A 25,464-nucleotide genomic window follows, 5' to 3' on the forward strand; every position below is an offset into this window, starting at 1 on the left:
CGCTTACAATTCCATTTTATTCGTTATTCAGACATTTAATCAGCTTGCCTGTCTTTTGTCACAGAAAATACCCAATCTTTAGATCATTATTTGACATTTTCCCAATGTGTCCATAACTCGGGCGGATTCAGTTCATAGTGTTCATTCTGCCGGTACATGAATTGATGCATAATGAACTCGCGGCGAATGGTTGCATAGTCTTCATGGAATGGTTTAATGAACTCGTTGATCTCATTTTCCGTATAGACTACGCCCGGCTCCAGCTTTTCGACCATATACTGCAGAGCAATCAGCTTCTTCTTGTACTGAGCGGGGATCTGCCGCAAGCGCCCGTCTTTGGCGAAGAAATTACGCAGCACCGAATCCTTCAGGCTTGTATCTGGTGACTCTTTCTCCATATCTTCCACCCCCTTGGAAAAAATAAACTTTAGTGATGCATCCGAACCGGCCTGAATAAACTCGGGATTCAGCATAAAATATACCGTGTTCTTGTCCCTACGCTCTGTGATTAGCGCGGCTTCCCGCAGTTTGGCGGCATGATGCGTAACTGTGGGTTGTGACAAATTCAGTTTCTCTGCCAAAGCCTGCCCGTGAACCTCCCCTTTGGACAGCAGCAAAAGAATCCGTAAACGTGTAGGGTCAGATAAAGCTTTGTGGTAATTTACAATTTTATCAAGCTGCAATGGGGTCACTCTCCTATCAATTATCTAAAATTCACAGAATGAAATAGTTTAGATATATATCTAATTATATCGTATTCAATGGACTGGAGCAAGTGCTATCACCTGGATTTACGGGAAGAATGGCGAAAATTTAAAATTTAGGGTACGCTTTATAGAAAAAAGCAAGTTATTATTCGGGAGGTTTGAAGCTTAATGAAAGATGTCATCATAATCGGTGCAGGTCCTTGCGGATTATCTGCTGCCATTGAATGCCAGCGCCAAGGATTATCCAGCCTGATCATCGAAAAAAATTTCATTGTCCACTCTATCTATCTCTATCCGACCAACATGCAATTCTTCAGCACAACTGCGCTCCTGGAAATCGGGAATGTACCTTTCACCTCACCCAATGACAAACCTTTCCGCCATGAAGCTCTGGTCTACTACCGGCGTGCTGCGGAACAGCATGGACTGGATATTGCCGCATACGAGGAAGCCTTGTCCGTTCAACCGTTGGAAGATGGCACCTTTGCCGTACATACCCGCAACAAACGCGGAGAAGCTCTTACCCGGAGGGCTGCCAACATAGTGATCTCTACAGGATATTTTGACCAGCCGAACCTGATTGGAATTCCGGGAGAGGAGCTTCCCAAGGTCACCCATTATTTCGGCGAAGCCCATCCCTATACGGGGATGAAGGTAACCGTAATCGGTGGCAGCAATTCTGCTGTCGATGCAGCACTGGAGCTCGTACGCGTTGGAGCCGAGGTGGATATGGTGTACCGGGGTGCCAGCATTTCTGAGAATATTAAGCCCTGGGTTCGTCCAATCTTCGAGAGCATGGTTCTTAAGGAGAAGATCGTACTTCACGTCGAATCACAGGTGACTGAAATTACTCCAGGATCAGTAATCATCACTAGCCACAGCGGCGATGTAACTGAACTGGATAATGACTTTGTGCTGGCCTTAACAGGATTTAGACCCAGCAGGACGTTACTCTCCTCCGCTGGTGTAAGCATGGACGATAGCCAAGATAAACCGGCCTTTAATCCCTCTACCATGGAGAGTAATGTACCCGGACTTTACATCGCAGGGGTCATTGCCTCCGGACGCAATGCCAATGAGGTATTCATCGAAACCGGGCGCGGGCACGGTCAGTTGATCGCGGATCATATCATCTCCAAACGTCTGGCCGAGTAAGTTCCGCCTCATAAAAATACGCATAGCTCGATCTAAATGGTTGTTAAAGCATTGGGCATATTAGAAAAAAAGGAGTGTGCCGCCTGCTATGGATATAACCTCTTTATTACTTCTCGGTTTTACAGCACTGGGCATTATCAGTAAAAATTCACCCATCACTATCGCAATGGTTGTTCTGTTGCTACTGCGGGTGCTTGGACTTCAACAGACTTTTCCCTGGCTGGAAAAGTACGGTCTGACGGTCGGGATTATCATCCTGACCATCGGTGTGATGACTCCGCTGGCCAGCGGTAAAATTTCGCTGGACACCATTTGGCACTCCTTCCTGCATTGGAAGTCGCTTGCGGCAATCGCTATTGGCATCCTGGTGGCCTATCTTGGTGGCCGGGGAGCTCTGCTGATGGGCAGTCAGCCTACAATTGTGGCCGGTCTTTTGATCGGGACTGTACTCGGAGTAGCTTTATTCAAAGGAGTTCCCGTAGGTCCGCTAATCGCTGCCGGGATTTTGTCACTGCTGATCGGAAGAGGATAGGAATTTGCTCTGTGATTACCAAAAAGGCTGCAGGTTCGCTCAAAAGCGTCCGCAGCCTTTTTAAATTAATAGTATCCTTCAACCCTGTACTTCTTCTCCAATTCCGACTGGTAATGAGGATCGTAACGAATTAGCCTTCCGGGTGTGCAGTCGAGCAGCTCTTTGTTCCCATGATAATCAGGATGCTGTGTGTGACGTGAGAACCGTTCTTTTACTTTTCTAACGATCTCATCATCCATAGCGGGCTGACCTGCCTCTTCTTCATCTGAGATCATCAGAGGAACAGTAAGTGAATGTTCCCGTTCCTCGCCACTTTCCTCTAAACAGGACACCGTTATTATTAGCTCTGTCAATCCGCAGCCAATCGGCTGTAATGTATAAATCTCCAGCAATAACTCACTTGGTGATTGCAGGGACTCAAGGATAATTTGACGGTCTGCACCAACAGGGTATTCTCCCGCATCTCCAGTCCAGTAGATCCCCTTGGGAAGCTGCAGCCGGACTTCTGCATGCTTTACACCGGTTAGCTGTGCAAGCCGGATCCACAGATGATTTATTCCTTCTTCATGCTCAAGAAAGGACTTGGCGAAGCGTATCTCCAGCGGAAGTGACTTTTCAATCATTGCTTCTTCTCTCCTCTCAGCAGCCGGGTCACAGCCTCTATCATCTCTGATTTCAGTTCCGGTGTGATTTGCGGACTTACCGTGAGCATTACATCTTCGTTAATCACCAGCGTCTCGTGCTGCAGAATGTGCTCCGGCTGGTAGAACCTGAGCCGGGCACCGATACTGGCAACTTCCTCGGCAGTGAGCTCAGACAGCTTCATTTGAATATCCGCCAAGGATTCCCCGCTCTTGGATAAGGTCAGAATCGCCCGCAAAGATTCCAAGTGTCTTTCGGTATATACTCTTTTGTTCCCCACTAGCTCCAGGGGTGGCAGCATTCCTATCTGTGTATAATACCGGACCGTCCTTAAATTCATGTCCGCATCCTCCTGCTGGAGAATATCAGCCAATTGTTTACCTGTGTACACATTCATCAGGTTCATCTCCTGTTATAAATCGCCTTATCGCAACAAGTTACACTCGAGTGTGCTGGTTACAGTATACTGTAACTAAAATCAATATGCAACGGTTTTGCTGGAAAGACCAAGTTCACAAGTAGAAAACCGCCTACAACGTCCTTATCTTGACGGTATCCATTTCAAGGAGAAAAAGAAGGATCATTTACTACACGTATTTGTCTTCAAAAAAAACAGCCCCCACAGGGACCGCATCGTCTTGACTTACACAACCTTAAGCATCCAACCTCTGCACATTGAACAGCCGGGCGTAACTCCCATCCAGCGCCATAAGTCCTTCATGGGTTCCGCGTTCGGTAATTTCGCCATTCTCCAATACGACAATCTGGTCCGCATGGGTGATCGTAGACAGCCTATGGGCCACAATGAGTGTGGTACGTTCTGAAGCCAGCGATTGCAGCGCCTGCTGGATCAGATGCTCGGATTCCAAATCGAGCGCTGAAGTGGCCTCGTCAAGAATCAGCACTTTGGGGTCTTTCAAGAAAACACGTGCGATAGCGACGCGCTGCTTCTGTCCACCGGACAACTTCACTCCACGTTCTCCCACCTCCGTGTCATAACCATCCGGCAGCTGCATAATAAAATCATGAGCATTCGCAGCCCTTGCAGCCGCGACAATCTCCTGCTCTCCCGCTACGGGATTGCCAAAAAGGATGTTATCCCGCACCGAGCCGCTGAAGAGGAAGTTATCCTGCAGCACCATCCCGACGGTCCTCCGCAGGCTCTCCTGTGTCAGACTTCTGACATCCTGACCGTCCATGCACAGACTGCCTTCCGTAATATCATAGAAACGCGGGATTAGACTGATCAATGAGGATTTCCCTCCTCCGCTCATCCCGACAAAAGCCACTGTCTGTCCCGGATCGATGCGAAGTTCAATATTTTTCAGTACCCAGTCATTCTCATCGTTGTATTTGAACCACACCTTCCGGAACTCTATAGCTCCCGACGGCGCCACCAGCGGCTTGGCACCTGGTCCGTCGATAATATCATACGGCTCATCCAGAAGCTCCATTACCCGCTCCAGTGATGCGGACGCTTGTGTCAGCACCGTCGAGGAATTGATCAGACGCCGCAGTGGAGCATACATCCGGTCCAGATAGCCGAAGAACGCCACGAAGGTCCCGAGCGACAAATTCCCGTGAATAACCTGATACCCCCCGTACCCGATCACCAACAGCGGCGCGATGTCCGTCAGGGTATTGATAATGGCAAAAGTTATAGCGTTCCAGCGCGTCTGGGCCATCGCTTTTTCCAGAAACTTGCCGTTGATGTCTTCGAACTGCTTCTTGTCCACCTTCTCCATAGTGAAGCTGCGGATAATGGCAATCCCCTGAATCCGTTCATGCAAATACCCTTGTATCGCCGCAAGCGCTTGGGAACGGTCCTTGGTCAGCAGCTTGAGCCGCTTGTAAAGCGTGTTCACCGCAATGCCATACAGCGGCAGTATAGCAATCGATACGAGGGCCAGCACCGGATTCAGATAGAACATAAAGGCCAGGGCGAACACCAGTGTGAACATATCCAGCCAGACATTCATCATCCCGACTTCAACAAGGTTTTTACTTTGTTCAACATCATTAATAAATCTGGAGATCGCTTCGCCGACTTTAGTATTCTGATAATAGCGAAGCGAGAGCCGCTGCAGATGTCCATACAGTCTGTTGCGCATGTCAAACAACACGCTGCTGGTAATCAACTGGGCAAAATACTGGCGGTAATACTCCACCGGCCCCCTGACAATCACGAACAGCACAAGTGAGCCCCCGAGTACAGTCATCAGCTTCGATACCCGCTCCGCAACAGAGAGTGCCGGATTGTTCAGCAGGTCATCGACCACATATTTCAGGATGAGCGGCAGGGTAAGCGGAATACTGAATTTGATCATGCCGATGAACAGGGTAAGGACAATCCATTTCATGTAGGGCCGTACAAAAGTATAATAAGATTTCCATTGCTTCACAGAAAGTAGCGTCCTTTCTCTTTACCGTATTGATTGGGTACTGTTGACATTTTCGTTCCACAGTGTTTTTATATTTTTAAGTCCATAGGTACGCGTTCAACTCTAAATAGCAGTACCCGAACTTCAGGAGGATAACGATGTCCAGACAATTTGTGACCGAAGCCGTCATGATGGCGATTTACGGCCAGCTTCTCATACCGCGGAGCCCCGTAGAATATATAGTGCCTTACACTACCGTGATGGAATTATACGAACTGCGGGACAGCGACGAACCTCTTATGAGCCATGCAGAGGATGACCAGCATGTGAAGCTCAAAATCCGCGAACTTATTGCTTATTTCGAGGAGCCGCTGAATTCCAAAAAAATCAACCGCTGCCTGAACATCCCCTGGGCCAAAAGCTCCGGCATCCTACTGGGCAGCCACGCACAGATCACTATTATCAACAGTGTCGATAACGCAACGTATGGAGAAACGTTCGACCCGATTGAAACGGAGCTGCTACTGACCTCTCAGAGGGAGAAAGTGCCGATTCTAACCGATCAATTCGAGCTGATTCAGCGCATCATTGAAGGTGGTGTCCCTGTTCAGGTGTTTGATATTGATGATTTTGATTTTGCCATGGAGGAAGAAACCTTCCGCAGCTCGCATTAAGCTCTTCCCGCTCAGGCAGCTTGCGCAGTCCTCCTCTAGCCGCCACACAAAAAGCCCTGCCTTTTGGCAAGGGCTTTTTGTCCATACATCAAACCCGCAACATCATTCGTTCAGAACCCCGGCTACCGCCTCAGGCTTGTACACATACTCAATATCATCCTCGGCTTCCGAATACACAATGGACAGGCTATAACCCTCCATATACCAAAGATCCTGCTCTTCCATATAAAAAATAATTTCCGCCTGATCCGTCTGTACAGCAGGACGGCTAGGAGGCTCATCCGCGATCCCCAGTGAGAAACCTGGATGCAGTCCTCCTCCCGAGCTGTAGCGGGGAAATAAACGGATGTAAGCCCCATTCTGCAGAGAAAGTTCCCGCTTGAACCAGGCGGCGGCATCTTTGCTGATTTCCATCTTCATCTGTTTAAGCACCTCCTGTATATGCTAATAATACTGAATTTATATCTATATTCCAAATCATTTACGCGGATATCATACTACTGCTTATTCGAAATTTATTCAAAATTACATTTGACAATTCTTCAGGCCAGGTGATAAACTCGGAACATAACGAAGCGTCTTGAAGTTATTACCAAAAACTAATGAAAGGGGTGAGCGCGGTGTTTAACCTTGTACCTGTATATTTCCTCACTATTGTCGGCACGCATACACAACTAAATACCGAAGCAGCCCTAGCAGTGGAAACTTCCTGAGATTCATGCGCGTTACGCGTACCGTGTGAAATCAGGTTAGGCAAGTCTCTTCCATGTCTCTGTGCTGCATTACAGCACCGTGGACATGATAGCTGATGTAAATTACAGGCATATCATCCGTTACAGGATGGTATGCCTTTTTGCATGCTGGTATGATTTTCCACTTTCATTAATCACCTTCGTCTTGACCGCTTATTATAAGCCGACAATCATTTCAACACGAAAGGAAGGGATTTCCCTTGTTCTCCGTTCTCCGCAATCTCGGCTGGTTTTTCCGCCGCGAAAAAAAGCGCTATGCTATTGGACTTATTTTACTGATTGTAGCCGGTGTTCTGGAGCTTCTGCCTCCCCGCCTGCTAGGCAACGCTATTGATGACATTGTCAGCGGTTCGATCACCGCAAGTTCGCTCATGAAGTACATTGGCATGATTGTTCTCATGCTGCTGATTATCTATTGGATCACCTACATATGGATGCACAAGCTTTTCGGAGGGTCCAACCTGGTAGAGCGCCTTCTGCGCTCCCGCTTCATGAATCACCTGATGACCATGACGCCTTCGTTCTTTGAACGCAACCGTACGGGTGACCTGATGGCCCGTGCCACCAATGATATCCGGGCTGTCTCGGCAACCGTTGGCTTCGGGATGCTCACACTCGTCGATTCAACCATTTTTCTCACTGTCGTGCTGCTTGCCATGGGTTTCCTGGTCAGCTGGAAGCTGACCCTTGCGGCCGTACTGCCGCTGCCGCTTATTGCAATCGCCATGATCTTCTACGGCAAAGCCATTCATGACCGTTACAGTCTGGCGCAGGACGCTTTCGGAGATATGAACGATCAAGTGCTGGAGTCAGTATCCGGTATTCGCGTCATCCGCGCTTATGTACAGGAACGGCATGACGAGAAACGTTTTAGCGACATTACGGAAGATGTTTACCGCAAAAATATGGCCGTAGCGCGGGTTGATTCCTTCTTCGAGCCAACTATCCGGCTGTGCGTCGGACTCAGTTACATTATCGCTCTTACTTATGGGATCTATCTTGTTTTCCGCAATCAAATTACTTTGGGAGATCTGGTCTCCTTCAATATGTACCTTGGGATGATTGTCTGGCCGATGTTCGCCATTGGTGAACTGATCAACATTATGCAGCGCGGCGGTGCTTCACTGGAACGGATCGACGAAACGTTGAATTCAAAACCAGATGTGCAGGATATTCCCCATCCGGTTCCTGTGGCTCAGCCAACCACTATCGAATTAAAGGACGTGACCTTCCGTTATCCCTCCTCAACGATCGATAATCTGAGCGGGGTCAGCTTCTCCCTTACCCAAGGTCAGACCCTCGGCGTAGTCGGCCGTACCGGGAGTGGGAAATCCACCTTGCTCAAGCAGCTGCTGCATGAATATCCGACAGGCCAAGGAGACATTCTGATTTCGGATGTGCCAATAGGGCAAATCGCCTTGGATCAGCTCCACAGCTGGATGGGGTATGTACCGCAGGAACAGATACTATTCTCCAAATCTGTGCGCGAGAACATCCAGTTCGGTCACCATGGAGCCAGCGACGATCGTATTCTGGATGCGATCACAGCAGCAGCATTCCAGAACGATCTCGGTACCTTGTCCGACGGTCTGGATACCTTGGTCGGTGAACGCGGCGTCTCCCTCTCCGGGGGCCAGAAGCAGCGTGTATCGATCTCCAGAGCTTTTATTGCCAATCCTGACATTCTGATTCTGGATGACGCACTGTCCGCCGTTGACGCACGGACTGAAGCCAAAATTATTGAGAACATCCGTGAGGAACGGGCAGGTAAAACTACATTAATCTCCACCCATCGCCTATCCGCTATTGAGCATGCCGACTTGATTGTCGTGCTGGATAATGGACAGATTACCGAGCGAGGGACCCATCAGGAACTGCTGGACATGAATGGCTGGTACCGTGAGCAATTCGACCGGCAGCAGGTAGAGAACAATCTGACCAATGAATAATGGGTTCTATCCATCCAAGGTGTACTAGTAACAAAACTTAAGCGTATGCTTACGAAGCGAGTTTTGTACGTAGTGAAATCCATGAAGATACGCTTACAAAACTTTTAGGAGGTGTCACCGTTGACACAGAGTACAGGCAAACGCCTGCTGCAGTATGCTTTAACTGCCAAAAAGACGTTTATCGCAGCCCTATTGCTGCTTACCATCGGAGTGGCGGCCGAGCTCGCAGGCCCTTTTATCGCCAAGAGCATGATCGATAATCACATGCTGGGCATCGAGAAACCCTACTTCCAGACCCCTTCATCCGAGGAAGCAGCTGAATATAACAATATCTACTACAAACGCGGTGACCGTTTTGCGCCGGGTGAGGCCAAAGGCCAGGAGGTCCGCCTGCTTCAGGAAGGCAGAGCCTTCTATTTCATCAACGAACCGGTAGCGCAGCCTGACGGCGAGCGGACCTACCGGGATGGCTCACTATATATCAAACATGGAGATTCAGAAGCTGTCTACCCGGCTGTGAAGCTGTCGGCTGACGAACTGTTTTCCTTTTACAAACCTGAACTTCCTGGAATCTACGAGCTTGTAGGCTTGTATGCCCTGTTCCTGGTGATTTCGATCTTTGCCGAATTTGGCAAAACCTACTGGCTGCAATCCTCGGCCAATCAGGTCATTCGCAAACTGCGGACCGATGTGTATGCGCACATCCAGCGGTTGCCGGTTTACTTTTTTGACAACTTGCCTGCCGGCAAAGTCGTGTCCCGGGTGACGAATGATACGGAAGCGGTAAAAGATTTGTTCATCGCCGTACTGTCTAACTTCAGCACAGGGATTATCAATATCCTAGGCGTGTACGTTGCCCTATTCCTGCTGGATATCCGTCTTGGCCTGGTGAGCTTGTTCATCGTGCCGATTGTGGTTCTCTGGATCATTCTGTACCGCAAGGTTGCCACCAAATACAATACCATTATCCGATCACGCCTTAGTGAGATTAACGCCATCATCAATGAATCGATTCAGGGGATGTCAATCATCCGTATCTTCCGCCGCCAGAAGCAAAGTAAGGAAGAGTTTGAAAAACTCAATGACGATTACTTGAAATATCAGAACAAAATGCTGAATCTGAACGCCTTCACCTCCCACAATCTGGTGAATTCGCTGCGCAGCCTTTCCTTTGTGCTCGTCCTGTGGTACTTCGGCTTTGGCAGTCTGGGCGGTTCCACCTTTGTGTCCCTGGGTGTGCTGTATGCATTCGTTGATGTGCTCGGACGGATGTTTCAACCGATTACCGGGATGGTCAACCAGCTTGCCAACCTTGACAGCTCCATGGTTTCTGCGGGACGGGTGTTTACGCTGATGGACGAACCGGGTGAACCGGTCACCGATGGAAGCATGCCGCGTTACAAAGGAAATGTAGTATTCACGGATGTCTCTTTTGCCTATAAAAAAGACTTCGTCCTGAAGAACATCTCCTTCGAAGCGCGTCCCGGCGAGACTGTGGCCCTTGTAGGCCATACCGGATCCGGCAAAAGCTCGATCATCAACTTGCTGTTCCGCTTTTACGATCCGCATCGCGGCACCATCACGATTGACGGTGAGGAGGTTAAAGGCATACCGAAGCAGTGGCTGCGCAGTCACATGGGTATCGTTTTGCAGGACCCTTACCTCTTCACCGGCACCATCGCTTCAAATGTAAGTCTTGGAGATGAGCGAATTTCCCGTGAACGTGTGGAACGAGCACTGCGAGAAGTCGGTGCAGATAAACTGCTGGCCCATTTGCCTCAAGGCTTTGACGAGCCGGTGGTCGAGAAAGGTAGCACGTTGTCGGCAGGCCAGCGCCAGCTGATTTCGTTCGCCAGAGCGTTGTCCTTTGATCCGGCGATTCTGATCCTGGATGAAGCCACCTCCAATATCGACACGGAAACAGAGAGTCTGATTCAGGAAGCGCTCGAGGTACTCAAGAAGGGCCGCACTACCTTCATCATTGCCCATCGCCTCTCCACCATCCGCAGTGCGGACCAGATTCTGGTTCTGCACCGTGGAGAGATCGTGGAACGCGGCAGCCATGATGAATTAATGGCCCTTGGCGGAAGATACTTCCGCATGTATCAGCTGCAGCTCGGTGCTGGCGGAGGCTCGGAGCTTCCAGCTCCCGCTCCGGATCATCGGTTAGAAGCAGTCTTACAGCCATCCATAAAACAAGTGTAACAACGCGGGCATCGTTCTCTAGGATGGAACCCACACCAAAAATCAGCCCCTGATGCAGACCTATGGCATCCGGGGCTTTTGTAGGCTTGTGCAGAGAACGTTTGTTCCGTATAATGGAAACAATACACAAGATCGGGGTGGAAACAGTGATCACTTATTCGCTCAGCAAGCGGCAAGCCCGGCAGTTCCTTCTTCAGCATCAAAGGCTCGTCTCCGGCGGCTCACCTCGCGGCAAGGCTGCCATTTACGACTTCGTCCGCCATGTGGGCTGCATTCAATATGATCCGCTCAGCATTGCCGGACATAATCATGAGCTTGTGCTGCAGGCGCGGATTCCCGGCTTCGTCCCGGAGCTTGCCTCGGAGCTGCTCTACAAGGACAGGCTGCTGGTCGACGGCTGGGACAAGAATATGTCGATCTACTGCACGGAGGACTGGCAATACTTTCAGCGCCGCAGAGATATGGCTGCAGAACGCTATCAGGGCAATGAGGCACTCGGAGCAATGGTGTCGCATGTACGGGAAGAGCTGATCCGGCGCGGTCCCCTCTCGTCACTGGATCTGGAGAGCAAGGACAAGATTGATTGGGCCTGGGCTCCGGCACGGCTATCCCGTGCAGCTATGGAGAGTATGTATTACTGGGGTGAGATCTCCATTCATCACCGTGTACACACTCGCCGCTATTATGATTTCACGGCGAAGTTGCTTCCTGAGCATCTGCTCATCACCGAGGATCCCAACGTGACGCCTGAGCAGCATTACGACTGGTATGTGCTGCGCAGGATAGGCAGCATTGGCCTGCAGTGGAACAAATCCGGCGACGGTTGGCTGGGGATCGCAGGCTTGAAGAGCAAGGAACGAACAGCCGCAATAGATCGGTTGCTGCAAAGGGACTCCCTCCGCGAAGTCCGCGTCGATGGCCTGAAACTTCCGCTATACATGCGGACCTCAGATGCCCACGTATTGGAAGAGATATTAGCGGACGACGGTACCTTTAATCATAACGAAGCTGGCGTTGATTTCGCAGCTGCACTGGCTCCGCTCGACAATCTGCTCTGGGACAGAGAACTGATCAAGCAATTGTTCGGATTCACTTACCGCTGGGAAGTATACAAACCTGTTGCTGAACGAGAGTACGGTTATTATGTGCTGCCACTGCTATACGGAGAACGTTTCATTGCGCGCTTTGAACCGGTAATGGACAAGAAAAACGGTGTACTGAACATTCTGCGCTGGTGGTGGGAACCGGATACGGGCTTAAGCGCGGAGATGATCCCCGCGCTTACATCAGCTTTAGATTCGCTTGCGGAATGCACGCGGGCCTCGTCGATCCGGTTCGCTCCCGGAGTGGCGGTGAGCAATGGGCTTCAGGCTCTGGAATCCCACTTTCAACAATAATTCATCTGTTCAAATCAGATTTTCCTCTTCAAGACCCAGTTTGCTGTACATCTCAGTGCAGTAGCCCTGCAATTTGATCTCAAGCCTGCGGGCTTTATTCTTGAAACGCTTCAGTTCACGGATCATATGTGCCCTGCCGGCAGGTGTGAACGTCTCCTGAATTCGCTCTTTGAAATAATCGTGCACAATATGATTACGCTGCTTCCATACTGCCTGAAGCTGGTTGGTTTCCTCTTCCGAAAAAGGGAAGTGATGCTGGATTTCTTTGATGAGCTGGCCGAGTGAATTGCTGAGCTTGCGCTGATACAGTTCCGCAAGATCTGCTTCTGTAGGCGTTTCTCCCTGAGACAGCTTCGTTAGAAGCAGCAGGTTGGTCAACTGCTGCTCCAGTGCCTGGCAGTAGTAGACAGCAAGTCCGAAATAAGCAAATAGCTCTTTGGATTGTTCACTCTCCGGTATGTGTGTATCCTTCATCTTTCCTCCCGTTCCTCTTTCTGTCTAGTATTTTACATCATCATAAGCTTTTGCTGTCATCCATACGGCTGGAGCGGTATAGATTGAATCCAGTGAACAGCACAATATAGATCAGTGCATGCATGAAGGCACCCAACACCTGAAAAAGGGGCAAATCATCCGCATTCATTAGGGCATCCATAACCGGAGATGCCGGAGGAAGCAGAATGTTAACGAAGGGACCTGGGATGAGCTGACTCAGCTTAAGACTGCCAATGGAAAAAATTAGAACTGTAAGCATTAGTCCCACGGCATAGCTCGTTTTGGACACCCAGGAAGCCTGGAGGTACAAGGATATAGTCACACCCAGCAGTCCCAGCAACGCATGCCCGGCGAATGCTATAGCTATCCTGTATAGACCTGCCGGTTCATCAAATTGTCCTGTAAGCACCGGATAACCCACAACCAGCAGGTCAAGCAGTAAGATCAACGTACCTAAGGTAAGAAGAGTACCGATGCTATATCGCAGTTTGCTCCTTGCCTGAACGATTGAAACCTGCCGTTGCACCGGGTGCTCATGATTCAACAAGCTTAACCCTAACCAGGCAGAGCCCACAAACAGGATAATCGCTGTGGCAGCATAGCTGTTCATCACGGGATTAGGTTTATAGGAATAAAGGAGCAGCACAGCAATAATTGTAAAAGCAGCAGGACCGAAGTACCGCTGTGAAGCAGTATAGCTGCGAAGCATATAGAAAACAAGCCATCTCATCCCGCTGTTCCCCCTTTGACTGGTTTGGGGTCCATCCATTGCTCCAGACCACCAGAACTCAAACCGCCGCAAGGCTCTACAGATACTACCGACCCCTCTGACTGAAGCATGTGGCGAAGATAATCATCCGCTGCTGCAGTCTCTACAGTCACTGCTAAATAATCTCCGGGTGAACCATCCAGTGCATGTATGGAAATCACCCCGGGCATGTCCATAATCCCTGCCTTTCGTTGCTCTGAAATGCCTTTGCAAACTATGTAAACAGCGGGTGTCACCCGCATTTCCTCTTGGCCATGGATGGTTGTAACCGTTCTGCCTGCATGCAGGACATGTACGCTGTCAGCCAGAGCTTCAATGGTCTGCGGCTCATGGATAGAGAATACAATTCCCGACCCGCTGCGCTTCAGCTCCTTCAGAAAACCGATCAGTACATGCTGTGCGGGAAGATCAAGTCCTGACATTGGCTCGTCGAGCAGCAGCAGCTGCGGGTGTGCAATCAGACTTTGGATTAAGTTCACTTTTTGCAGCATTCCTTTGGAAAACCCGTCCATCCGCTGTCTGCGAAACTCTTCCAGATGAAAAATCTCCAGCAATTCTGCCATTCTGGCTTCTGCTTCAGCAGATGAAAGACCAGCAAGCCTTGCCATACTGAGCAAGTAATGCTCTGCTGACATCTTCAGCCCCGGAAAAGCTTCAGGGGCATACCCTGTGGCAATTCTGCGCCTGCTGTACACCGTGGTCCCGGAGGATAACTTTGTCAATCCGGCAAGAATGGAGAGCAGCGTGCTTTTACCGGATCCATTCCGGCCAATCAGAGCCGTTGCCGTTCCACCTTCCACAAGCAAGGATACCTCACTCAACACAGGACGTCGGTCATATAGCTTCGTGGCCCGGATCAGCTCAATAATTGGCGCAGAAGGACCATCCGTCTGCTGGCTTGTACCGATACCAGTAAGAGTCATACCGCTATCCTCCCTTCACATTCTTCATAACCATAAATTCGCCGGGGCGGCTTTGATTTCCTTTTAAACCTGACAAATGATTCATAATTACAGCAAAAAACCAGAACCCCACAGTATGGACTGCTGGAGCCTCTGGTCTTGGAATATCTCTGCTAGAACCTTATATAAAGGGATTGGAAACAGGATTAAGCGTATACCTCTACTGCGTCACTGATCAGCCGGCAGGCGATTGCAGTGGCACGGCAGGAATCAATACACCCCTGACAATGGGTATGTACATGTTTGCTGCTCTCATCCGCACAGCGTTCGCATATTTCTGCGCACAGGCGGAGAATTTCCACAACGAACGGACTTTGACGGGTCATGGCCTGGACAGCGAATGAGCAAATATCCGCACACTCCCTGTCCAGTCTAATGCTCTCACGAAGCGAGGCAAGATCGTATTCTTTTAGGCTTGCGACGTAGCTATAGTTACAGGCGTTCATAGTTTGAATACAAGCGTCGATGCACTCCTGATATTGAATTCGGGTCATAGCCTTTTACCTCCTGCAATTTTTATAGGGTATGCCTATGTATTAACCTGCAAGAATTGGAACGAACCATTCTTCTGCCGGGAGGAGTTCCCCTACAAGCTTCTCTTTACAACCGCGGGCCTAGCCAAAATACGCTTCTCCAGCTGGAGAAGCCGGGTACGAAGTTCACTGGAAGAAAAGTGCTCACCGATGAATACCGCCACATCCGGCACTTCGCCCTGGGGGGTGATTTTCATGAAATCAGCCTCTCTGTAGGCATACTGGAACAAAAACCGGCTGGAGGTATCACTGAAGGTAACAATCCCTTTTGCACGATAGACATCTCTGGGGAGCTCCTTGACAAACTGTTCGAATTCCTCGCTGTTCACTGGGCGTTTGAAATAATGGGTATACGCCATCACATGGTCATGGGTAGAATGCGAAGCACCCGTCCATTCAGTATCCTTACTTGTAACATCCTGATCCTCTGACTTCTGAAGCTCATCACCTTCCCCGAAGCGGGCTTCGGTATGAATGCCGCCAAGACCATCAAGCAGCTCTTCTGGTTCAAGTGCACAGCGGACCGCAGGCAGGATTTCCGCATAAGCATTCCAATTGCGCAGAATCACCGTAATTTCTTCTGCTTCCTCCCTCGTCACCCGGTCGGTCTTATTCAGAATCAGCACTGAAGCGCAGCGGATCTGCTCCTGCATCAGCCGGTAAGTCGCACCTTGCTGGGAGCGGTACAGCTCAATCAGATGTGCAGCATCCACAACAGTGATCAGACCCTTCAGCTCCACCAATTGATATAATGAGATTTCAGTAACCGCATCTACAATCTCAAGCGGATTCGCCGCACCGGTCGCTTCAATGACAACAACATCGGGCGACTCTTTTTTAATCAGCGTAGCAAGCTCTGTGCTGAGATCGCCGCGGATGGAGCAGCAGATGCAGCCGCCGAGCATCTCCGCCATCGGGACCGACTGCTCGACCAGCAGACCGTCCAGATTCACCTCACCCAGCTCGTTCATCACTACCGCGGGTTTGAGTCCCAGGCCTTTCCAGTGGTCCAATAGGCGCTGCAGTAATGTTGTTTTGCCGCTTCCGAGAAATCCTGACAATATATAAACCGGCATAGCCTGTTCCATGTTTCATCTCTCCCTGACAAATTTCAGTTATGGTAGCGAGTGTACTACAAGTGTCTTTATGGTGCAAGGCGACAGCTGAAGTATAGGGTCCATTATCGGCCCAACTCCTCCAGCTTGTCTTTGCCACGTCAATCCCCTATCATGGGGAATAAATTGATAAATTGATGAAGAAGGAGTTGGTCCGCTTGTCATCCGTTGATGAACACCGGCGCGAAGCGCCCCAAAGTGTGGCCTGTTATGTTATTACGGTTTCGGACACCCGCACACCGGAAACCGATACCGGAGGCGCACTGATCAGAACCATGCTCGAAGAATCAGGATATGTGGTTATTGGCAGTACGATCGTCAAGGACGATTATGAAGATATCCGCGAGCTGGTCTATAAAAGCGCCGGTCACTCAGGCATCGAAGCCGTGCTCTTGACCGGTGGAACAGGAATCTCCCCCAGGGACACCACTTATGAGGCTGTGGCTTCCTTGCTGGACAAAACTCTCCCTGGCTTCGGAGAGATCTTCCGGCTGCTCAGCTTCACCGAAGACATCGGCTCCGCGGCTATCCTCAGCCGGGCGATTGCCGGTACCGTCGGCAGCACAGCGGTCTTCTCCATGCCCGGTTCTACTGGTGCGATCAAGCTCGCTATGGAGCGGCTGATCGTCCCGGAGCTAAGACATGTCATGCGGGAGATCTATAAACGTTCGTAGGAGATTGAGTCCCCCTGTTCTATGGACAGAAATACACTCAGGAGGTTCCATTCATGGAAGAATGTTTGATTTGCCAGCGGATCGGGATGATAAAAGCGGGGACGAATTAAGCGAACCGAACCCCCATGCACCCGTATGGCGTACGCCAAAGGAAATTATGTATGCAGAGAATGCCAAGCCAAGCGATGAAGTGCTGGAACAATTGAAGAAAAGGCTGTTGGCTGAGCTGGACGAGTTATTGTAATTCAAATACGACTTGTCCATTCGCCTGAACGTTATGACCCTAACAACCCGCATGTATCTATGGTAGCTTACCACTCCCATTTTTACAGGCGGGCTGTTGGAGAATAATCTTTGGCAAAATGTTGCTGACTTCTTTTACTCTTCGGGAGGGTCTGTATGGATATCCGTATCTGGCGCCGTGTTCACCCAACGTGAGAACGTTACCTTGAGTCCGGCACGGGTGGGGGCGCAGACAAACGGGCCTGCCTTTTTCCCCGTCTCATATGGAAAACGCGCCACCCGGATCGTTCGCCAAGGATGGTTCTCTGTTCTGGCCCTGATGACTACCGCATCATTCATCCGTGAGGCCCGGATCGTAACCACCTCTCCGGCCCATTCCGCTACAGGTGACAGTGACCAATCAGAATAAACGTCGGTCACAACCGCACCGATATGAGGTACACCGTCGTTCAGCTCAATTCCAGCTTTGATCCAAACCTCATGACTGAGCCACAGCATGATCCCTGCCTGATCATACAGCTCAGTAAACCCCTGCAGTGAAAAGCTGACCTCAACAGCATCACTGTCCTCCCAGGGAGCCAGGAGCGCGTGCCCATTGTCATGCTGGAATCCGTACATTGTTTTTTCCCAATAATCGCTGCCCTCTGCTGCTGTTACAACGAACACTTCATCCTGTACCTCAGCGGAGACTGGTTGATTGCTCCAATCTCCACTCTGCCAATCCACTGTTCTAATCATATAGAGACCTCATCTTTTCGCTTATTCATTACAGCGTTGATCTTCTCTGAGCTAATAAGCATTATAACAATATATCCCACAAGCATGAACGGAAGAATCACAAACGAGCTGCGGGCGGCAATCCATCCCAATAACGGCGGCAGAAATGCCCCTCCTGTATACGCCATAGCCATTTGATAGCCCATAATTCTTTGGGACTGTTCCTTCCCGAAACGGGCGGGTGTCTCATGGAGCATACACGGAAATATTGGCGCCGAGCCGAGTCCCACAAGAATAAATCCAAACAGGGAATATACAGCCGGTAAAGGCAATAACAGCAGCAGCGCACCCAGCAGCGAAATCAATATACCGGTACGAATAAGCTGGAGGTTATTATATCTGAAAGTGACAAAACCGGTGACCAGTCTGCCCACTGTTATCCCCCCATAATAGAGAGATACCCAGCCAGCAGCAGTTGCCGCTGACAGTCCCTTCACATTAACCAGAAAGCTGCTGCCCCAGAGTCCAAGCGTCGCTTCTACCCCGCAGTAAAAAAGAAAGGTAACCAACGCCAGCTTCACACCCTTGATGCGCAGTATACCTATTGCAGGAATCTGCGGCGAGATGACTTCCTGCTGAACATCTGTTGCCGCAACCGTTGACTCACCCGCTGGTTCTGCCCGCTTCCAGAGCGGTAGGGCAATGAACAGCAGCACAACCAGTACGAATTGAATCAGGCTGACCGTCAAATAACCTTGCCGCCAGGAATCACCAGCAGCAATGTAACGCGACATTATAATAGGACCAAGCATAGCGCCTACTCCCCAGAAGCAGTGAAGCCAGCTCATATGGTGGGCTTTGTAGTGGGTAGCCACATAATTGTTCAGCCCGGTATCAATGGAGCCGGCACCGAGTCCAAGCGGAAGGCATAGCACAGCCAGCCAGATGATCGAAGGCGAGTACGCAAAGCCGAGTAAGGCGAGTGCAGTCACAGCAACGCTGATAAAAGTAACTTTCCCCGTGCCCAGCTTCTGCAGCACCATCCCGCTGGCTAGACTAGAGATGATTGTACCCGCGACAACGATCATGGAGAGCAGTCCCGCAGCATCCACCGGGGCTGCGAAATCTGGACGCATCATCGGCCAAGCCGCCCCAAGCATCGAATCCGGCAAGCCAAGACTGATAAAAGCCAAATAAATAATAATGAGAAAAATAGTAGCCATGAATGTCAACCGCCTATACTCCAGATTTGGTCAATTGCAGCCCTGTCTCCAGGGTTGATAGTGTTGAAACGATCATTCCTTGCAAATAATCCCCAGCGAAATCCATACTGAGCACAATATGAGGAACCGCACCGGGCGGCAGCAGCTCTGCACATTGTTCCGTAATACCAATCAGATGTCCCTCTTGTAAAAAGCTGCCGTATAGTACGACCGCCCCGGGGTTTAGCACACTGCTAACCGCAGACACCAGCCTGGCAATGGCGTAAGTCAGCTTCTCCGATGAGGACTGCCATTCGTTGCTGCCCCAAGCGATACCCAAAGGGATATTGGCCACTTCCCCGGCAAAACCGCTTTTTCCTTTCTGAAGCCTGCCGTTAATAATAATCCCAGCCCCTGGCGGAAACCGGTCAGGAAAGTATAAATAGATTGCTGGAGCGTCAATCTCCATCGCAGTTCTGCTGTAGTTTCCGATTGCCGCAGCGTTCACATCATTCTCGATAATTACCTGCTTCTGATAGCGCTGTCTGAAATGCTCCGCTACGGGGATGCCGCGCAGAGTATCATAATCTGATACCACCAGTCTGCCATCCGCTTCTGCACCCGGTAGTCCAAAACCAATCGCCCCTATAGCGGGAAACAGCTTCAACGCTTCATCAATGATGTCTTCGAAGCAGGCCAGATCAACCTTTTGCACAGGTATGCTCGCCTCATGCAGACAACGCCCAAAGAGCGTAACCACGGTGCAGCGGATACTGATCCCTCCAAGCTCTTCAAATGGGAACAGGATCAATGCCAAAGCATGCTCATCATTGTATATGTACTGCTGAGCAGGTCTTCCCCCACTGGATGAAATTCGCCCCGCCTCCACCACCTCGGTATGCTGGATTAAAATTTCAAGCACTGTACCGACTGTAACGATACTCAGGCCTGTTCCCTCGGCAATCTGCCGTTTGGTGGCTTGTTTGCATTCCTTCAGGACACGCCGCACCAGGTTGATATTCACTTCCTTAATAACCAGAGCGTTTCCTCCGATATTCTTCATTTCTGTTCACCTCGCTTATTATAATACTTTATAAAAGTGTTTTATTAAATAGTTTTTTCCGTGAGGTTCTGACACAAAAAAGCCCGGCAGATAAATTCTGCCAGGCCTGTGTTATTTATTTATGAGTACAGATTTTAATCGTCCTACAAATCCGGGTGCTCGTGTTTGGCTTTGAGACGGTTCCAGCGGCGCTGTACTTCACCCTCGAAGGCGCGCAGTGCCGGTTCGTTTTCGGGCTTGAGAAGATGACGCGTTTTGCCCATTGTCTTCAGCCATGCAGCAACTTCCACCCGCTTGTCCTTCTCTTCCGGATTGTACGTAATCGTCGTCGTGCCCTGCTCTACTTCATAGAGCGGGAAGAAGCAGGATTCCACTGCCAGCGATACAATATTCGTACCGTCCTTGTCTTCACTCATCCAGTTCAGCGGACATGCAATAAGAATCTTGCCATAGACCAGACCCTCATTCTGGGCATACCACTGGGCTTTGGCGGCCTTCTTGAGCAGATCCTGTGGATAAGCCTCACAACCGGTAAATACATAAGGGATGTTGGTGGCTGCCATAATCTGCGCGGTATCCTTATGCTGGGTTACTTTACCCTGCTGCGTTTTGCCGATGCTTGAAGTCGAAGTCCGGTGGCCGAGTGGTGTGGAATACGACTGCTGGGCTCCTGTATTCATATATCCCTCGTTATCGTACTCAACAATAATCATCTTGTGACCGCGTAGTGCAGCACCGATGGCTGGACCCATGCCGATATCCATTCCCCCGTCACCAGTTACCATGACAAAGGTAAAGTCTTCCTGCAGTCCCAGTCCATCCAGTTCTCCGCGTCGTTTACGTTCCCAGAACATCTCCACGACACCGGACAACGTAGCTGCACCGTTCTGGAAGAGGTTGTGGATAAACGTCGATTTATGAGCTGAATAAGGATAACCGGTCGTTGTGACCATTGCACAGCCTGTGTGGTACAGGGCTACAATATCTCCTTCAATTCCTTTGAAGAACAGCTCCAGACCGGAGAAAATACCACAGCCCGGACATGCGCCGTGTCCCGGTGATAACCGTCTCGGTTTCTTCATCAGGCTGCGGATTGGCGGAACCTTCACACTAAGCTTGCCTGTCTCTTCGTTCTGCTTCACGGTGATAAGACCTGTTTTCAGTGATTCAAAACTCATCGGCTTCAGCAGACGCTTCGGCGCTTTGTCCGGCGTTCCTGGATTGTGGCCATAGTAATCAAACGGAATTTCCACACGGTCAGCAACAACTGCATCCATTGCCAATTGGAAGAAATGATGTCCGTCTTCGGCATAGAAGTCCTTGCCTCCCAGTCCATAAATCCGGCTGATTACTTTGGTGGTGGTATTTCCGTAAGTGAACAGCGCTGCCTTGATCTCGTTAACCATATTACCGCCATGTCCGCCGACAGAATCCGCACGGTCACCGACCGTAATGGCCTTCACATTCTTCAGCGCTTCAGCGATTTGCTTCTGCGGGAAAGGGCGAATCATATTCGGGGAGATGGCTCCGGCTTTGATCCCTTGCAGGCGAAGCTGGTCCACAACATCCTTGATGATCTCCGAAGCGGAGTTCATGAGGAATACGGCAACATCGGCATCTTCCATCCGGTACTGCTCGATCATCGGATAGTGGCGTCCGGTCAGTTCAGCGAATTCCTGGGCAATTTCCTCAAACACTTCACCAGCATTGTACATGGCAACGGATTGCTGGTAACGGTTATTGATATAATCCGGTTCGTTCATGTATGGACCTACAGTGACAGGATTATTGCGGTCCAAGGTATCTGTGAAGCCCGCAGGGGGCTGCTCGCCAACAAACTTATGAACATCCTCCCGATGGGCAAAGGCTTGTACACGCCGCTTCTGGTGCGATGTGAAATAACCATCAGATGCGACCATTACCGGAAGTCGGACCTTGGCGTGTTCAGCCAGCTTCAGGGCCATCAGATTCATGTCATAGACAGACTGAGGATCACGACACATCAGAATCGGCCAGCCGGTATTGAGGGCAAAATATAGATCGGAGTGGTCACCGTGAATATTAAGGGGACCGGAGATCGAGCGGCAGATCAGGTTCATGACCATAGGCATCCGCGTACCAGCTTGTACAGGCAATTGCTCCAGCATGAACATATAGCCTTGGGCACTGGTTGCGTTGAATACGCGTCCGCCTGCAGTCGATGCGCCGTAACAGATCCCCGCAGAGCTATGCTCACCATCGGAAGGTACAAGCATGATGTCATGCTGTCCGCTGGCTTTCATAGTGTCCAGGAACTGGGCCACTTCAGTGGATGGCGAAATCGGGAAATAGCCCATCACATGATAGTTGATCTGGTGAGCGGCATATGCAGCCATTTCGTTACCTGATTCATATAGGAATTTCTGCTCCACTTTGGCGGAGCCTACTTCTTTTTCATAATCAATTGCCATTATTCATTCCACCTTTCTTCCGAGGACTAAGCCTGTGTAATCAGATCAAATTGGTGATGCACCGTGTGGGTGTCCGCATAGCCTTCCTTCTCACGCTGGCTTGACAGCGCCGAAGTCGGACATGCATCGACACATTTCAGGCAACCCTTGCAATATTGATAATCGATGCCCGTCAGGAACATTTGCGAGCGGCCCTTGCGGTCAATCCGTTCTTCCCATACAAAGCACTGATCCGGACATACCGTATCGCACTGAGCGCAGTGGATGCATGCTTCGTTCTCATACGCGGGAATCATACCGGAGCGAGAAATACTCAAATTCTTCAGGAAAGTGCTGCCCGGATTAATAATGGAGCCGCCAATCGGCTGTGTATCATATCCCAGAACTCCAATATCGGAACGGACATATTCAGGCATGCTATCCCCTGCAGCCAGCTCAAATTGCATAAACTTCACTTCATTATAGCCGCGGTCAAACGTTGTGAGGGCTGACTCGACAGCCTGGGGATATTTTTTGCCAAGGGACTTCTCAATAACATCCTTCATCGTTGCTGTATCAAGAAATGGACAGAGCCGGAACAACGCGCCCAACATTGCCATATTCACACGATTCTTCTCTTTTAGTGCAATACTTGTTGCATCAATCATGGCAATGGTTCCGGCTTTCATCTTCAGCAGCTCTTTCAGCTCCTCCGGCGATTTGGCCGAATTCACGAGTACGGTGCTGTGCTCATGAATACCACTAGTCACGTTGACTGTCTTGGCCAGCGCTTCATGGAATACACCCACAACATGAGGACGTTCCACAGGAGAGGTATCGCGGATAGGTGTGTTCAGATCGCAGAAACGGATATGCGCCTTAACAGCAGACCCCTTCTTCTCCGAGCCGTAAGACGAGAAACTGACGCCATTAAGGCCCGCTCCGACCACCCCTGCTTCTGCGAGCATTTTGCCCGCCAGGTTCGCACCTAAGCCTCCAATGGACTCCAGACGAATCTCAAAAAATCCGAGATCGTTAACGATTGGTAATTGTACCACCGACATAACCCCTTTCTTAGTGTCAAGTAGAATAACATCCTTATGACTTTTTCAACGATTGTAACTTGATTTTGCAAGTCGCGAAGTGACATATCTTGCATTTTCCACGCCTCAGGAATCACAATAATTTATGGATTTCAATCGATTTCTTTATACGCGACAGTGCTGTGTTACTTTAATAGAAGATAATCTGCCATAAAAACGACAAAATGTGAATATTGTGTGTTAACCCACACTTCCCAAGTCGAATGTGGAACAAATGTCACCCTTAATTTAGCAATAAAATTAAAAATTAAGATGTTAAATTTGTCACATAAAACATGATAAATATCACAGGATAGATACGTGCCCAATCTATTTGACAGTATTCAAAAAAGCCCATCCGTTGCCGGATAGGCCTATGCTTTATTTGTGACTAGTATAGTTTAGTAGGTCCACCAGTTACCGGACATCACAATCATGGAGAACAGCTTAATGCTGTCTTCATAATAATCTTCTGCTGCGCTGCCAGAGGTATGGCTCCAAAGAGAATTGAGCCAGGACTGATTGGCCGAGGAGGTCATTGCACTTACGCCAAAAGGAGCATAAAAAGCGCCGCTGTTATAGCTTCCGAATGTTGACCCGTTCAGCTTGTAACCGTCCTTGATATTGCCCGGAGTGCTGCTGACCTTCGTTTTGATCCAGCTGTTGAGCTGGTTTAATTGATTCAAGGCGCGGGTATCTCCGGTGAGCAGATAATCCGTTGTAATCCGCCAAGGTGTGCGGCAGGAGTTATAATTGTAATTCCCGTCATTCGCATCTTCCAGGAAGCCCCCTGCCGCCGGTTTGTAGACGCCCCCGGAATACACGACGAAGTCAGGCAAAAGACCGGTGCTGGGGCTGTATCCATTGTAAAGACTATTAATAATGGTATAGGTTTTGTCTGTTACGTTCTGCCAACGAGAATCTCCCGTCGCGGCCTGGAAGGCTTTTAGATGATTCAGCATGAAGTCCGAAGGACGTGTGGCCGTATTATACGTACCGCTATTGGCCCAATCCCCAAGCCGGATCGTCCACTGGGTCTGATTAATTTCGTTATCCATAATGGCGCCAATAATCTGATTAGCCGCCTGCAGATAGTTGACCGTGCCACTGCTGCCCCACTGCTTATGGGCGAGCAGAAGTGAGAATGCAATGTCCATATCACCATCTGTTGCGGAGTCTTCGCCTTCAATATTCTGGAAGCTGCTGTTTTGTTTCCAGGACATTAAATAGGGGTTGATGGCACTCGGATGCGCAGTGTAATAGTTATAGAGCCCGTTATAGTATGTCTGGGCGTTGCTGTCGTAGCCGGCCATCAGCACCGTGAACAGCATACCATAACCATGCGCCTCTGATACTGTTTCTCCGTCCGAGTTATATTTGACATAATATTTGCCAGTTCCGGCCGGCTTGAGGTATGCTGCTTTCCATGCGTCCCATTTGGTCTTCACGGCATCGTCCATCACGGTTTGAGTTACATGATTCGGTTTGATCGTCCCGCTTGTATACGTAGTATGCTGTGGAAACGGTTTGTTGACCGCTGCAAAAGCAGAGCCCGCAGGCAGAATAAATATGGCCAGACATAATAATACGAGCGATTTCCAGTGCAACCTGAGCTTCCCTTGATTTTTCATCAACAATCACTCCTCAAAGTTTGGTAGACATCGGCTTCATCAATAAGCTTTGTGTAAAACCCGCCTTGGAAGCATACCCGTGAGTAAGAAACTTTTCGGACCACATACCATACAGACTAGACCATCACCTCCCTGGCAGCCTAGAAAAAAGCAGC

Annotated in this window: 24 protein-coding genes; 8 read left to right on the plus strand and 16 right to left on the minus strand. The window is 49.8% G+C overall.

Translation table 11 applies throughout. The annotated features are described in order from the left end of the window. Nucleotides 1-86 precede the first annotated feature (86 nt). Nucleotides 87-683 (minus strand): metalloregulator ArsR/SmtB family transcription factor, encoded by a 597-nt coding sequence (locus tag ACTJKB_RS02155; protein ID WP_440831602.1) that lies wholly within the window; start codon nucleotides 681-683, stop codon nucleotides 87-89. 192 nt (nucleotides 684-875) lie between these two features. On the opposite strand from ACTJKB_RS02155, the gene ACTJKB_RS02160 reads away from it, so the two are divergent. Both ACTJKB_RS02160 and ACTJKB_RS02165 read left to right on the plus strand, forming a co-directional pair. Next, nucleotides 876-1,862, plus strand: a complete 987-nt coding sequence (locus tag ACTJKB_RS02160; RefSeq protein ID WP_440831603.1) for a YpdA family putative bacillithiol disulfide reductase — start codon at nucleotides 876-878, stop codon at nucleotides 1,860-1,862. An 88-nt stretch (nucleotides 1,863-1,950) separates the two neighbouring features. Then, entirely contained in the window at nucleotides 1,951-2,394 is a 444-nt protein-coding gene (locus ACTJKB_RS02165) for a DUF441 domain-containing protein (protein ID WP_440831604.1), read from the plus strand. A 65-nt stretch (nucleotides 2,395-2,459) separates the two neighbouring features. Here the strand turns inward: ACTJKB_RS02165 and ACTJKB_RS02170 are convergent, their stop codons facing one another. The 3 genes from ACTJKB_RS02170 to ACTJKB_RS02180 all read right to left on the minus strand — a co-directional run bounded on the left by ACTJKB_RS02170 (nucleotide 2,460) and on the right by ACTJKB_RS02180 (nucleotide 5,438). After that, nucleotides 2,460-3,017: a hypothetical protein gene (locus tag ACTJKB_RS02170; RefSeq protein ID WP_440831605.1), complete on the minus strand. Its 558-nt coding sequence runs from the start codon at nucleotides 3,015-3,017 to the stop codon at nucleotides 2,460-2,462. Next, nucleotides 3,014-3,433 carry a MerR family transcriptional regulator gene (locus ACTJKB_RS02175; RefSeq protein WP_440831606.1) on the minus strand — a complete coding sequence of 140 codons (420 nt, stop codon included), beginning with the start codon at nucleotides 3,431-3,433 and terminating at the stop codon, nucleotides 3,014-3,016. Before ACTJKB_RS02175 ends, ACTJKB_RS02170 begins: the two co-directional genes overlap by 4 nt. A gap of 256 nt (nucleotides 3,434-3,689) precedes the next feature. Beyond that, nucleotides 3,690-5,438 carry an ABC transporter ATP-binding protein gene (locus tag ACTJKB_RS02180; protein ID WP_440831607.1) on the minus strand — a complete coding sequence of 583 codons (1,749 nt, stop codon included), beginning with the start codon at nucleotides 5,436-5,438 and terminating at the stop codon, nucleotides 3,690-3,692. 137 nt (nucleotides 5,439-5,575) lie between these two features. Here ACTJKB_RS02180 and ACTJKB_RS02185 point away from each other — a divergent pair, with 137 nt between their 5' ends. Then, entirely contained in the window at nucleotides 5,576-6,091 is a 516-nt protein-coding gene (locus tag ACTJKB_RS02185; protein WP_440831608.1) for an ADP-heptose synthase, read from the plus strand. A 102-nt stretch (nucleotides 6,092-6,193) separates the two neighbouring features. Here the strand turns inward: ACTJKB_RS02185 and ACTJKB_RS02190 are convergent, their stop codons facing one another. Then, nucleotides 6,194-6,511: a HesB/YadR/YfhF family protein gene (locus ACTJKB_RS02190; RefSeq protein ID WP_440831609.1), complete on the minus strand. Its 318-nt coding sequence runs from the start codon at nucleotides 6,509-6,511 to the stop codon at nucleotides 6,194-6,196. A gap of 532 nt (nucleotides 6,512-7,043) precedes the next feature. On the opposite strand from ACTJKB_RS02190, the gene ACTJKB_RS02195 reads away from it, so the two are divergent. The 3 genes from ACTJKB_RS02195 to ACTJKB_RS02205 all read left to right on the plus strand — a co-directional run bounded on the left by ACTJKB_RS02195 (nucleotide 7,044) and on the right by ACTJKB_RS02205 (nucleotide 12,394). Beyond that, complete coding sequence (locus tag ACTJKB_RS02195; RefSeq protein WP_440831610.1) at nucleotides 7,044-8,792, plus strand: ABC transporter ATP-binding protein; 1,749 nt, start codon at nucleotides 7,044-7,046, stop codon at nucleotides 8,790-8,792. A gap of 120 nt (nucleotides 8,793-8,912) precedes the next feature. Continuing rightward, complete coding sequence (locus tag ACTJKB_RS02200; protein ID WP_440831611.1) at nucleotides 8,913-10,997, plus strand: ABC transporter ATP-binding protein; 2,085 nt, start codon at nucleotides 8,913-8,915, stop codon at nucleotides 10,995-10,997. Between the two features lie 113 nt (nucleotides 10,998-11,110). Beyond that, nucleotides 11,111-12,394, plus strand: coding sequence for a winged helix-turn-helix domain-containing protein (locus ACTJKB_RS02205; RefSeq protein ID WP_440831612.1), 1,284 nt, complete (start codon nucleotides 11,111-11,113; stop codon nucleotides 12,392-12,394). Nucleotides 12,395-12,403: 9 nt separating this feature from the next. On the opposite strand, the gene ACTJKB_RS02210 is transcribed toward ACTJKB_RS02205, so the two are convergent. The 5 genes from ACTJKB_RS02210 to ACTJKB_RS02230 all read right to left on the minus strand — a co-directional run bounded on the left by ACTJKB_RS02210 (nucleotide 12,404) and on the right by ACTJKB_RS02230 (nucleotide 16,241). After that, nucleotides 12,404-12,868 carry a hypothetical protein gene (locus ACTJKB_RS02210; RefSeq protein WP_074086203.1) on the minus strand — a complete coding sequence of 155 codons (465 nt, stop codon included), beginning with the start codon at nucleotides 12,866-12,868 and terminating at the stop codon, nucleotides 12,404-12,406. 40 nt (nucleotides 12,869-12,908) lie between these two features. After that, a complete protein-coding gene (locus ACTJKB_RS02215; RefSeq protein WP_440831613.1) occupies nucleotides 12,909-13,619 on the minus strand; it encodes a hypothetical protein in 711 nt (236 codons plus the stop codon). Then, nucleotides 13,616-14,581, minus strand: coding sequence for an ABC transporter ATP-binding protein (locus ACTJKB_RS02220; RefSeq protein ID WP_440831614.1), 966 nt, complete (start codon nucleotides 14,579-14,581; stop codon nucleotides 13,616-13,618). The genes ACTJKB_RS02215 and ACTJKB_RS02220 overlap by 4 nt, the downstream gene beginning before the upstream one ends. A 185-nt stretch (nucleotides 14,582-14,766) precedes the next feature. Further along, nucleotides 14,767-15,114 (minus strand): four-helix bundle copper-binding protein, encoded by a 348-nt coding sequence (locus ACTJKB_RS02225; RefSeq protein WP_440831615.1) that lies wholly within the window; start codon nucleotides 15,112-15,114, stop codon nucleotides 14,767-14,769. A gap of 92 nt (nucleotides 15,115-15,206) precedes the next feature. Continuing rightward, nucleotides 15,207-16,241 carry a CobW family GTP-binding protein gene (locus tag ACTJKB_RS02230; protein ID WP_440831616.1) on the minus strand — a complete coding sequence of 345 codons (1,035 nt, stop codon included), beginning with the start codon at nucleotides 16,239-16,241 and terminating at the stop codon, nucleotides 15,207-15,209. A gap of 164 nt (nucleotides 16,242-16,405) precedes the next feature. Here ACTJKB_RS02230 and ACTJKB_RS02235 point away from each other — a divergent pair, with 164 nt between their 5' ends. Then, nucleotides 16,406-16,942 (plus strand): MogA/MoaB family molybdenum cofactor biosynthesis protein, encoded by a 537-nt coding sequence (locus tag ACTJKB_RS02235; protein ID WP_440831617.1) that lies wholly within the window; start codon nucleotides 16,406-16,408, stop codon nucleotides 16,940-16,942. 61 nt (nucleotides 16,943-17,003) lie between these two features. Then, nucleotides 17,004-17,186: a hypothetical protein gene (locus ACTJKB_RS02240; protein WP_440831618.1), complete on the plus strand. Its 183-nt coding sequence runs from the start codon at nucleotides 17,004-17,006 to the stop codon at nucleotides 17,184-17,186. 134 nt (nucleotides 17,187-17,320) lie between these two features. On the opposite strand, the gene ACTJKB_RS02245 is transcribed toward ACTJKB_RS02240, so the two are convergent. The 6 genes from ACTJKB_RS02245 to ACTJKB_RS02270 all read right to left on the minus strand — a co-directional run bounded on the left by ACTJKB_RS02245 (nucleotide 17,321) and on the right by ACTJKB_RS02270 (nucleotide 25,309). Continuing rightward, nucleotides 17,321-17,923 carry a DUF1349 domain-containing protein gene (locus tag ACTJKB_RS02245; protein WP_440831619.1) on the minus strand — a complete coding sequence of 201 codons (603 nt, stop codon included), beginning with the start codon at nucleotides 17,921-17,923 and terminating at the stop codon, nucleotides 17,321-17,323. After that, a complete protein-coding gene (locus tag ACTJKB_RS02250) occupies nucleotides 17,920-19,125 on the minus strand; it encodes an MFS transporter (protein ID WP_440831620.1) in 1,206 nt (401 codons plus the stop codon). Before ACTJKB_RS02250 ends, ACTJKB_RS02245 begins: the two co-directional genes overlap by 4 nt. Before the next feature lie 13 nt (nucleotides 19,126-19,138). Further along, entirely contained in the window at nucleotides 19,139-20,167 is a 1,029-nt protein-coding gene (locus ACTJKB_RS02255; protein ID WP_440831621.1) for an ROK family protein, read from the minus strand. A gap of 143 nt (nucleotides 20,168-20,310) precedes the next feature. Beyond that, nucleotides 20,311-22,617, minus strand: coding sequence for a thiamine pyrophosphate-dependent enzyme (locus ACTJKB_RS02260; RefSeq protein ID WP_440831622.1), 2,307 nt, complete (start codon nucleotides 22,615-22,617; stop codon nucleotides 20,311-20,313). Between the two features lie 26 nt (nucleotides 22,618-22,643). Then, complete coding sequence (locus tag ACTJKB_RS02265; protein WP_440831623.1) at nucleotides 22,644-23,654, minus strand: 2-oxoacid:acceptor oxidoreductase family protein; 1,011 nt, start codon at nucleotides 23,652-23,654, stop codon at nucleotides 22,644-22,646. 425 nt (nucleotides 23,655-24,079) lie between these two features. Then, on the minus strand, nucleotides 24,080-25,309 hold the full coding sequence (locus ACTJKB_RS02270; protein WP_440831624.1) for a glycosyl hydrolase family 8: 1,230 nt from the start codon (nucleotides 25,307-25,309) through the stop codon (nucleotides 24,080-24,082). Nucleotides 25,310-25,464: the final 155 nt, after the last annotated feature.

The organism is Paenibacillus sp. 22594, from assembly GCF_052044425.1.
Classification (GTDB): domain Bacteria; phylum Bacillota; class Bacilli; order Paenibacillales; family Paenibacillaceae; genus Paenibacillus_AQ.

Bases quoted from the DNA above. Each gene is read 5' to 3' on its own strand.
- ACTJKB_RS02160 (WP_440831603.1), top strand. From the start codon at position 876: ATGAAAGATGTCATCATAATCGGTGCAGGTCCTTGCGGATTATCTGCT.
- ACTJKB_RS02165 (WP_440831604.1), top strand. From the start codon at position 1,951: ATGGATATAACCTCTTTATTACTTCTCGGTTTTACAGCACTGGGCATT.
- ACTJKB_RS02170 (WP_440831605.1), bottom strand. From the start codon at position 3,017: ATGATTGAAAAGTCACTTCCGCTGGAGATACGCTTCGCCAAGTCCTTT.
- ACTJKB_RS02175 (WP_440831606.1), bottom strand. From the start codon at position 3,433: ATGAATGTGTACACAGGTAAACAATTGGCTGATATTCTCCAGCAGGAG.
- ACTJKB_RS02185 (WP_440831608.1), top strand. From the start codon at position 5,576: ATGTCCAGACAATTTGTGACCGAAGCCGTCATGATGGCGATTTACGGC.
- ACTJKB_RS02190 (WP_440831609.1), bottom strand. From the start codon at position 6,511: ATGAAGATGGAAATCAGCAAAGATGCCGCCGCCTGGTTCAAGCGGGAA.
- ACTJKB_RS02205 (WP_440831612.1), top strand. From the start codon at position 11,111: ATGGAAACAATACACAAGATCGGGGTGGAAACAGTGATCACTTATTCG.
- ACTJKB_RS02210 (WP_074086203.1), bottom strand. From the start codon at position 12,868: ATGAAGGATACACACATACCGGAGAGTGAACAATCCAAAGAGCTATTT.
- ACTJKB_RS02215 (WP_440831613.1), bottom strand. From the start codon at position 13,619: ATGAGATGGCTTGTTTTCTATATGCTTCGCAGCTATACTGCTTCACAG.
- ACTJKB_RS02220 (WP_440831614.1), bottom strand. From the start codon at position 14,581: ATGACTCTTACTGGTATCGGTACAAGCCAGCAGACGGATGGTCCTTCT.
- ACTJKB_RS02225 (WP_440831615.1), bottom strand. From the start codon at position 15,114: ATGACCCGAATTCAATATCAGGAGTGCATCGACGCTTGTATTCAAACT.
- ACTJKB_RS02230 (WP_440831616.1), bottom strand. From the start codon at position 16,241: ATGGAACAGGCTATGCCGGTTTATATATTGTCAGGATTTCTCGGAAGC.
- ACTJKB_RS02235 (WP_440831617.1), top strand. From the start codon at position 16,406: ATGAAGAAGGAGTTGGTCCGCTTGTCATCCGTTGATGAACACCGGCGC.
- ACTJKB_RS02240 (WP_440831618.1), top strand. From the start codon at position 17,004: ATGTTTGATTTGCCAGCGGATCGGGATGATAAAAGCGGGGACGAATTA.
- ACTJKB_RS02245 (WP_440831619.1), bottom strand. From the start codon at position 17,923: ATGATTAGAACAGTGGATTGGCAGAGTGGAGATTGGAGCAATCAACCA.
- ACTJKB_RS02250 (WP_440831620.1), bottom strand. From the start codon at position 19,125: ATGGCTACTATTTTTCTCATTATTATTTATTTGGCTTTTATCAGTCTT.
- ACTJKB_RS02255 (WP_440831621.1), bottom strand. From the start codon at position 20,167: ATGAAGAATATCGGAGGAAACGCTCTGGTTATTAAGGAAGTGAATATC.
- ACTJKB_RS02260 (WP_440831622.1), bottom strand. From the start codon at position 22,617: ATGGCAATTGATTATGAAAAAGAAGTAGGCTCCGCCAAAGTGGAGCAG.
- ACTJKB_RS02270 (WP_440831624.1), bottom strand. From the start codon at position 25,309: ATGAAAAATCAAGGGAAGCTCAGGTTGCACTGGAAATCGCTCGTATTA.